Here is an 8185-nt window from a genome sequence, read left to right as displayed (position 1 = left end):
GTTGAATTTCTTTGTCAGACATAGTGATCAGCATCTATATTTTATATCCAGTCCATGGTGATAAAAACCATCATAAACCAGACATTTTTATTGGTGAGAATATAGACACTTTAAATGGGTTCTAACATTGGGAATTCGTATAACGTGTATTATGTTAATTGTAGGAAAACTTGAAAAGGCCACCTGATTTAATCAAATGGCTTTTCGTATTTTAAATAAATTTATTAAAACTTATCTACACTCGCTTTATAAACAACATCACCTTTTTCATTCAAAATTTTGTAGTCTAAATAAGCGGGTACAAGCACCATTGAACGACGTTGATCTCTTTGAACAATGTAGTAAGCATCACCCTGCATATTTTTGCGGATTAAATCTCCACGTACAATTTCCAATTCCTGTTCTTGAGTTAATGGGCCTATTTTAAAAGAACCTAAACCATCATCATATCTTAAATGATCTGAATTAGAAGTTACTTGCATGGAAGCTTCAAAGATGTTTTTCCCTTGTGGTTTGTTCCAACTGTAGAGGTATGCCACAGGGCCATTATGTGATTTTTGATCAATGTTAAATGGTACTTTGATGTACTCAACTTCTTTAATATCTTTAGTTGCCTCTATTACTTTTGGAAGCACAGAAACTCTTGCTTTTTCCATTTTTAATACTGGGTTATTTTCCATAAGTACATCCATATCTTTAAACAATCTATGAGAAGATATATTGTCTAAAGGGAAGTTATTTTCACGATCTACATTATTTGTATCTTTAATCTTTAATACTTTTTCTTTTAATTCATATAATTCTAAAAAATCACCATCAACTGTTCGGAATGCACTACGGTCAGGTACTTTTACTTCCTCAACATTGCTAACAGTCAGGCTATTGGCTATATCTCTCTCAAATTGTTTAGCTTCTTCTGATTTTGTAGATGTTGGTTCTTGCGTTGTTTCAACATCGGAGCTACCACAACCAACCAAAAAGAAACCTAAACTTGTAACTAATAAAGAATTTTTTAGAAAATTCAACTTATTCATTTTTAATCAACATATAAAGTAGTGTTAAGCAAATTAAATATAACCGAAGGAATTAATATTTAAAACCTTAAAAAATACATTTTTTCATTGACTTAAATATACCTGATACTAGCCAAAATCTATAATCAGTAAATCAATAAAAGAAGAATTGGGATCGAGCATGTATTTGGTCGTTTGAAAATCTTCAAAATCGTTGCTGAGCGATATTGCAACCGAGGCAAAAGACTAGGGTTTAGATTTAATTTAATTGCTGGAATCTATAATTTGGAACTGAGTGAAAAACGACTTATGAAAGAAGTCTCATGTACTTTGATTTACTTTTCATATATTGTTTTTAAAAGTAGGTTATAAGTAAAGCAGAGAAAGCAATGAAAAAGTCATTAAGTTTATTGGGTTTAGTTTTTGTATCAGCTTTATCAAATGCAAGTGAGCTTGGGGATCAGTTACTTTGTAAAAACTTAGAATTTCAACACACTAATGCTAAATCTATTGTGGTTAATAATCCTGATTTTGCCAAATTGTTTTCATCTAAAACTAGCGGTTGGATCAACAAGGAAAAATATAACTCAACATATCCATCAATCAATAAAGCAGGTATCTCTAATGTAGATGGCTTGCCTGTTATACGTGTTGCTCTGGGATATGATGAACGTAGAGGGGTAGATCGAAAGGGTATTAACCGTATCTTCACTAGAACTGTTGTTCGAGGCGATCTAGATGTAATAAAAAACACATTGGAAGATCCAAAAAAATTCAACTTAAACTATAAGTTTAATAAACACACTTATCAGAAGAATAGAAATGGTCGCTATATGTACTATGCGGCTCAACCGTATAGCAATGGATTAACAGTTGTTTCTATGATTCAAACTGGCTCTGGAACAGGTCAAATTCATATAACGTGTGGTGTATATGACAAGAGTATTGATTACTTACTCAATAACGATCCTCACTTCTTGAATGTTCCACAACAGTAAAAAAGTTATGTCTAATCAAGCCTGAACTAATATACATTACTCACTGAATAATGGTTAAATTAAAGTTATTATAGTTCTATTTAAAAATCCCAATACCTAATTGGGATTTTTAATTTTTAGATTTAACATAAAATCTCGTTATACGAAATTCAAATTCAAGACAGAAAAAATCCCGACAGAATGTCAGGATTTTTGTTGATTTTCACTATTCCATATCTATTCTTTAATTACATAAATACCAATCTGACTTTTTATCCCAAATGATTCTACCAGCCTCTAAATATATATTTTGAAAATGGGCTGATGGAATAGCTTTTACACTGCCATAATTCTGTTTTACACCACGAATAGATAGTTTTAGTTCTTGGCTATTAGTCGGTATACTCTCAAGATTACCAACAACAACACCTTCGAATTTTTCGTATTGTTGCTGACCGAATACTTTTATATTATTTGGAATATTTATGATCGTATCTTTACAAATTGATCGTCCAATATCTTTTTGTGAAGGTTTCTTTCTTGAATTTATAATTGCGGTACGCCTTGCTTCTTCAGCTCTTTGATTTGCTTGAGCTCGCTCTGCTGCTAGACGATACTCTCGCTGGGAATTAAGAATTGATTGATACTGGCTAGGTGTTAAAGTGTAAATTAACATATTTGCTGTAGCAAAGTTTCCACTTGAATTAATATTTAGTTTTGGGACTTTTACTTCAGCTCCCCAAAGTACTTTAGAATTTTTTGTACATGTATATAGCCCCTTTTGGCGGTCATAAATATTTGCCGCTGTAGAGTCATTAAATGAATTAAAAGTCCCTCCATCTATTGATTGACAGTACAACTTTAAAGTATCGACAGGAATCTCAATTTCTTTTGTAATCCATTGATCCTTTATATCTGGAGTTTTATAAGCATATGGTCCTCTAAAATTAGTACTTTTATTTACTAGTTCATGTACATCTTTGTATTTTGAAATATTTTCAATAGATACTTTTTTATCATAGTCTTTGAAAATTAAATGAGCTGTGGTTGAACAACCTGACAAAGCTAATGCGACACCGCATAAAAATAATTTTTTCACGAATTATCCCGTTTTAAACAAATAAATTTTTATTAAAAATATATAAATATCAATGTATAAATTTTAACAAATATTATTATTTATATGCAACTAGGTGAGTAGTTACCAATTTTTTAGATATTGAACCGTACCGGGTTTGTCGGAGAGTCAATATTCTGAGAGACTATCCCGATGACAAAATTAAAATATACCCCTGAAATCAGAGAAAGAGCGGTTCAATTATTGATTGAATCTGAAAAAGATTATCCTTCTACTTGGGCTGCAATCACAGCAATTGCGCCTAAGATTGGTTGTACTCCTGAAACACTTCGTGCCTGGCATCAAAAGCATTTATTGCAATGTCAAAACACGATAATGACTCTAATAAACCTGAAACTAGTGGCACGGCTCGACTTTTAGAAAAAAATCGTGTTCTAGATGAAGTATTTAGACTAGATGGAGAGAACCGAGCAATGTTTGCATTTGCTCTTTCTCTTAGTGAAAACTCAAATACAGACTATCAACCTGACGATGCACGTAAAGTGAAAAATCCTATAAATACAATGATGAATTGTGATTTAGCACTACATGAAACTGCTAAGTTTCTAAGAGAAAGTGAGAATATCTTAAACGAAACTCTTTTCTTGAAAGAAAAAAAAGAAAATTCTTAAATCTAAAAAAAGAGTTTCTACAAAATTGGTAACTATTAGATAATTTATATTTGAATAGATAGGTTACCCCAAGATAACCTACCGGAATATAGAGTGGTTTGCCTGATGGCAGACATAAGGACCCGCCTTTAGTTAATAAAAGCCCGACGAATAGGGCTACATGCAGCAAAAGAGGTTATTTTTTTTCATGAGGTAGAAGGTAGTTAGCATCATAATACTTAAAGCCAGGATAGGTTACATTCACACCTAAGTTGAGTTTGAACTCGCGGAGTTCTTTATTAATCCAGTTTTTAAATATAAGCTGATTTTCTTCTGTATTGCCCCGACTTTGTATAAATGCATTCTTACCAAATTGGATGATGCCTTTACGCAAAGTCGCATCCTGTAGATCACCTATCCAACTAGCATATTCGTGCCCTTTTATTGATAAAGGCTTAATAATCAGCTTGTTTGTAAACGGTGCATAATAAAGATGAACACTATATTCAACACCTGCTTTATCAATTAGCGCACCCTTAGGATTTCTCATAATATTTGTATTTGTGGAAAGCACATTGCCATATACAATAAACATCGGATGTACTTTGGTATCAATTTCGCTGACCGGGTCGCCTTTAACCTTATATCCCGCCTGGGTGACTACAGCCATAAATTTCTTTTTAAATTCAGCATCACTTCCAAAAGGAAAATACGGAACCGGCAAATCGCATTCTCTGTATGTATAATCATTGGATAATTGAGACTGACATGCCGTATTTACCTCAGAAAGAACTTCTTGAGTTAGAGTTCTAGCATGGGCAGAGATTGAAGGAACCCCTAAAAGAATAGTCAAAATAACAGATAATTTATTCATAGTTTTCTCTGATTTATAAGAAATTTTAATGAAGTAGGAACTTATATATTAGGCTGTAATACTACACAAAATTAAGCTTCTTCTAAATAGCCACCAAAATTCTCAACCCACATAAGCATCTTTTGATGGCCCTTTTCATACGAGGGTGAGTAATAAAGTATGAAACTAAAAATATAGATATTCTATAAATTAATGATTATTAGACCCCGTGCGAAAGTATGCTTTTACCTAATTTTTGAATCCGCTAAAACCTTATAAAATATAGCTTGCGGCTGTTTAAATTTTGACTAACGCAAGAGAGGTCTATTCATTAAACAATGGAATATAAGATCCACCAGGATTCAGATCTCAGCTTCAAACACGCAAAAGCCTAACAAGAGGTTAGCTTTTTTATGTCTTTAATTCGTTATTCCTAGCAGGTAAAACAATCATATGCCTTATCAGAACTTAAATATTATGTATGACTTCGGATCAATCGACGTAAAGGTCATAGAGATTTTTGAGCAAGATAATAAAATTAATTTTCCTTTAAGTTATAAAAAGCTGATTGCTTCCCACAATGGGGTGCAATTTATTGAGAATAACTTTGAATATTCTGATTCTAACAATGAAGTTGGAGAATCTAGCATAGCCTTTTGTTGTTTTGGACAAGGGGTAGGAGGTGATCATATTGAAAACTGTCAAGATCAGGATATATATGGCCATGATAAGATAGTCGTCTTTGGACTAAATGGTTGTGGTGACTATATCGGATTTGACTACAGATCTGACGTTAATAATCCGAAAGTAGTTCTTATGTACCATGATCAATATATCAAGGATCAACATGGACAGCCTAAATTAGAATTGATAGAAGTATGTGATAGTTTTGATAATTTTTTGAACTTACTAAGATAGCTTAAATTATTAGCCTGAGACTATATTTAACATAAAATCTCATATACGAAATTCAGTAGCCAAAAGTAGAAATGTCCGCTTTTAGAATATGAATTTGGTGTTATTGCTAAAGCTCGTGGCATGACTCAAAATCGCTAAAGAAGCAGGGATTGGGGTGAGGCACTCCACAAAGTCCTACGTCAGGATTAAGCACCACGTTTTGATACGATTAATCGTGTAGTGAATGCTTTAGGCAGCAGAGGTATTGAGTTCTTTAATATGCAGTTCAACGACTGTCATCAGGTTCTCAAATCCCTCAGTTTCCCCGGTATTCATCCGAGCCAACTCGGTCGAGTAGCTCGGATTATGATGCCTACTTTTAAAGAGGCCCCCCCCACGATCAGTAAGCAGTTCTAGGGAACTTATGACGACCTGGGGTGGACTGAGTCCGTTTTACCCAATCTTCCGGATATTCTTGACTGTAAGAATCATAGTAATGACCTGACCAATATTCCTGATTGTATTCTTGGCATTCGTAATCTTGAGAAAAGTTGTGGGTGCTTTGTTGGTAAGCGTCCGCTGAACCCCATGCCTATTTTTTAATTTGAGTTGGATTTCCAGCGATGTGGCAGTAATTCTTCTATTTGGGTCGCTTTATGCGTCGGCAGCCTTTTCAGCACATCACTTAAATAGGCATACGGATCCAAGCCATTCAGCTTTGCTGACTGGATTAAAGTCATGATATTCGCCGCTCGCTGGCCGCTGCGCAGCGAGCCAGCAAACAGCCAGTTCTTGCGCCCTAAGGCCCAAGGTCGCATTTGATTCTCTACCCAATTATTGCAAATCGGTAGATTGCCATCATCCAAATAGCGGCTTAAAGCTGGCCAACGCTTCAGAGTGTAATTGATGGCCTTGGCGGTTGGAGAACTCGATGGCACCGTCAGATAATGTTGGTTGAGCCATTCATACAGTTGTTGCATCACCGGTTGACTATGCTGTTGTCGGTATTCGCGGCGCTGTTCTGCCGTACCATCGGTCTTTTTCCTGAGTTCTGCTTCTATCGCATACAGTTTCTGAATCATCAGTAATGCCTGTTCAGTGATCTGACTTTTCCCAGTCACATGTAGCTCATGGAATTTACGACGTGCATGGGCCATGCAGCCCACCTCAATGACATCGCCTGATTTAAAGCGTGCTTTATAACCACTGTAATCATCACAGACCAGATGGCCCTGCCAGCCATTCAGGAACTCTTCTGCATGCTGACCTGAACGGCTATCCTGAAAGTCATAGATCACCGCTTGAACTGGATTGTACTGTGTAGTGGCATAGGCCCAGACATAACCTTTCTTCGGTTTTTTCTCATCATCACCCATCCGCATAATGGTGACTGGTGTTTCATCTGCATGCAGCACCTGCTGTTGCAGCACCACCTGTTTTAAGGCATTGGCCAGAGGCTCCAGTTCTACACCGCAGCGACCTATCCAGTCAGATAACGTTGATCTAGAAAGCTCGATTCCCGCCCGCTGATAGATCAGACGTTGACGGTACAGCGGTAAATGATCGGCATACTTCGATACCAACACATGGCTGAGCAGTTCAGGTGAAGCAATGCCTTTATCAATCACATAGGCAGGCATCGCTTGCTGAGTCAGGGTGTCACACTGATCACAGACCCATTTGCCACGCACATGCTGTTCCTTATAGAACTGTGCCGGTCTGAAATGCAGTTTTTCACTGATATCTTCGCCGATACGACGCAAGGTGCAGCCACAAGCACATTGGGTTGATGTTGGTTCATGCTCAATACGGATGGTGTGTAGATGATCGGGCAGCAGTCGACGTTTAGGTTTATTTGCTTTGGCTTTCTGTGTCGCTGCATCGGTTTTATCTGCATTCAGCCGTTCCAGTTCCAGATCAACGGCTGCAATATCTTCTTCGACCGCTTCATCCCAGAGATGGATTTGTTTTGCAGTGAGATGTTCGTTTTTACTGCCGAATTTGTGCTGTTTAAATAGTGCGAGTTCATGCTCGTATTTTTGATTGAGAATAGAAAGATGTTGAACTTGAGCATCTAATTGCTGATTGGATACTTCAAGATGCTGAACTTTGGTATCTAATTGTTGGTTTGATTTTTCTAATTCTTGATTTGATTGTGCCAGAGACTGATGCTGCATCGCCAACTGCCGGGTAAATTCCAGCAGTTGTTCATGGGTCAGTTGGCTTAAATCAGGCAGCATTTTCATGACCGCAGTATGCCTGAGGTCATGACGCAGAGGAAATAGAACGTTTGGAGAATAGCAGAATGGACCAGCCTAGTTTAGAGCATCGTCACCACCTGCTGTCGTCCAATGCGCTGCCAAGGTAAACCCTGGATCAGTGCCTGTAACTGTTCCGGACTGATCGCCATGCTTTCACCCTGGTGAACCTGCGCCCAGTGGAATTTTCCCTGTTCCAGCCGCCGGGCACACAGCCAGATGCCCAGTCCATCATGTACCAGCACTTTCATGCGATGGCCACGTTTATTACAGAACAGGTAAGCACAATGCGGTTTAATGTAGCCAAAGGCTCTCACCACCTGAGCCATGATAGTATCCATCCCTGCTCGCATATCCAGAGGTTGGGTAGAAAGCCAGATTTCATCAATGCGGATCATGTTGCAAGTGCCTTGAGTAATTCTGCTAAAGCAGATATTTCTGATACTTGCCATTTCAAGC

Annotated in this window: 8 protein-coding genes and 2 pseudogenes; 5 read left to right on the top strand and 5 right to left on the bottom strand. The window is 37.1% G+C overall.

From position 1 onward, the window contains the following. Nucleotides 1-224: 224 nt before the first annotated feature. A complete protein-coding gene (locus tag FTT73_RS15495; protein ID WP_180075657.1) occupies nt 225-1034 on the bottom strand; it encodes a hypothetical protein in 810 nt (269 codons plus the stop codon). 156 nt (nt 1035-1190) lie between these two features. On the opposite strand from FTT73_RS15495, the pseudogene FTT73_RS16460 reads away from it, so the two are divergent. Together FTT73_RS16460 and FTT73_RS15490 are read left to right on the top strand one after the other, a co-directional pair. Beyond that, a pseudogene (locus tag FTT73_RS16460) lies at nt 1191-1385 on the top strand (hypothetical protein); the annotation flags it as partial. Nucleotides 1386-1402: 17 nt separating this feature from the next. After that, nucleotides 1403-2011, top strand: a complete 609-nt coding sequence (locus FTT73_RS15490) for a hypothetical protein (protein ID WP_180075658.1) — start codon at nt 1403-1405, stop codon at nt 2009-2011. A gap of 223 nt (nt 2012-2234) precedes the next feature. Here the strand turns inward: FTT73_RS15490 and FTT73_RS15485 are convergent, their stop codons facing one another. Further along, nucleotides 2235-3089, bottom strand: coding sequence for a hypothetical protein (locus FTT73_RS15485; RefSeq protein WP_180075659.1), 855 nt, complete (start codon nt 3087-3089; stop codon nt 2235-2237). A 171-nt stretch (nt 3090-3260) separates the two neighbouring features. Between FTT73_RS15485 and FTT73_RS15480 the strand changes: the two are divergent. Together FTT73_RS15480 and FTT73_RS15475 are read left to right on the top strand one after the other, a co-directional pair. After that, nucleotides 3261-3428: pseudogene (locus FTT73_RS15480) on the top strand (IS3 family transposase); the annotation flags it as partial. Then, nucleotides 3428-3739 carry a hypothetical protein gene (locus tag FTT73_RS15475; protein WP_180075660.1) on the top strand — a complete coding sequence of 104 codons (312 nt, stop codon included), beginning with the start codon at nt 3428-3430 and terminating at the stop codon, nt 3737-3739. The pseudogene FTT73_RS15480 and the gene FTT73_RS15475, both read left to right, overlap by 1 nt. Nucleotides 3740-3914: 175 nt before the next feature. On the opposite strand, the gene FTT73_RS15470 is transcribed toward FTT73_RS15475, so the two are convergent. Beyond that, nucleotides 3915-4592, bottom strand: a complete 678-nt coding sequence (locus tag FTT73_RS15470; protein WP_180075661.1) for a hypothetical protein — start codon at nt 4590-4592, stop codon at nt 3915-3917. A gap of 432 nt (nt 4593-5024) precedes the next feature. Here FTT73_RS15470 and FTT73_RS15465 point away from each other — a divergent pair, with 432 nt between their 5' ends. Then, a complete protein-coding gene (locus tag FTT73_RS15465) occupies nt 5025-5489 on the top strand; it encodes an SMI1/KNR4 family protein (RefSeq protein ID WP_180075662.1) in 465 nt (154 codons plus the stop codon). A gap of 578 nt (nt 5490-6067) precedes the next feature. Here FTT73_RS15465 and FTT73_RS15460 read toward each other — a convergent pair. Then, on the bottom strand, nt 6068-7714 hold the full coding sequence (locus tag FTT73_RS15460) for an IS66 family transposase (protein ID WP_180191646.1): 1647 nt from the start codon (nt 7712-7714) through the stop codon (nt 6068-6070). Between the two features lie 74 nt (nt 7715-7788). Further along, the coding region (tnpB, locus tag FTT73_RS15455) for an IS66 family insertion sequence element accessory protein TnpB (RefSeq protein WP_257232887.1) at nt 7789-8185 on the bottom strand (397 nt) is incomplete at its 5' end.

The sequence above is a fragment of the Acinetobacter sp. YH01006 genome (assembly GCF_013420445.1).
GTDB lineage: Bacteria > Pseudomonadota > Gammaproteobacteria > Pseudomonadales > Moraxellaceae > Acinetobacter > Acinetobacter pseudolwoffii.
The sequence above is the reverse complement of the archived record's forward strand: the minus strand, read 5'-3'. Positions and strand labels throughout refer to the sequence as shown.

Coding starts and splice junctions, on each gene's coding strand:
- FTT73_RS15490 (WP_180075658.1), top strand. CDS start 1,403: ATGAAAAAGTCATTAAGTTTATTGGGTTTAGTTTTTGTATCAGCTTTA.
- FTT73_RS15495 (WP_180075657.1), bottom strand. CDS start 1,034: ATGAATAAGTTGAATTTTCTAAAAAATTCTTTATTAGTTACAAGTTTA.
- FTT73_RS15470 (WP_180075661.1), bottom strand. CDS start 4,592: ATGAATAAATTATCTGTTATTTTGACTATTCTTTTAGGGGTTCCTTCA.
- FTT73_RS15460 (WP_180191646.1), bottom strand. CDS start 7,714: ATGAAAATGCTGCCTGATTTAAGCCAACTGACCCATGAACAACTGCTG.
- FTT73_RS15475 (WP_180075660.1), top strand. CDS start 3,428: ATGTCAAAACACGATAATGACTCTAATAAACCTGAAACTAGTGGCACG.
- FTT73_RS15465 (WP_180075662.1), top strand. CDS start 5,025: ATGCCTTATCAGAACTTAAATATTATGTATGACTTCGGATCAATCGAC.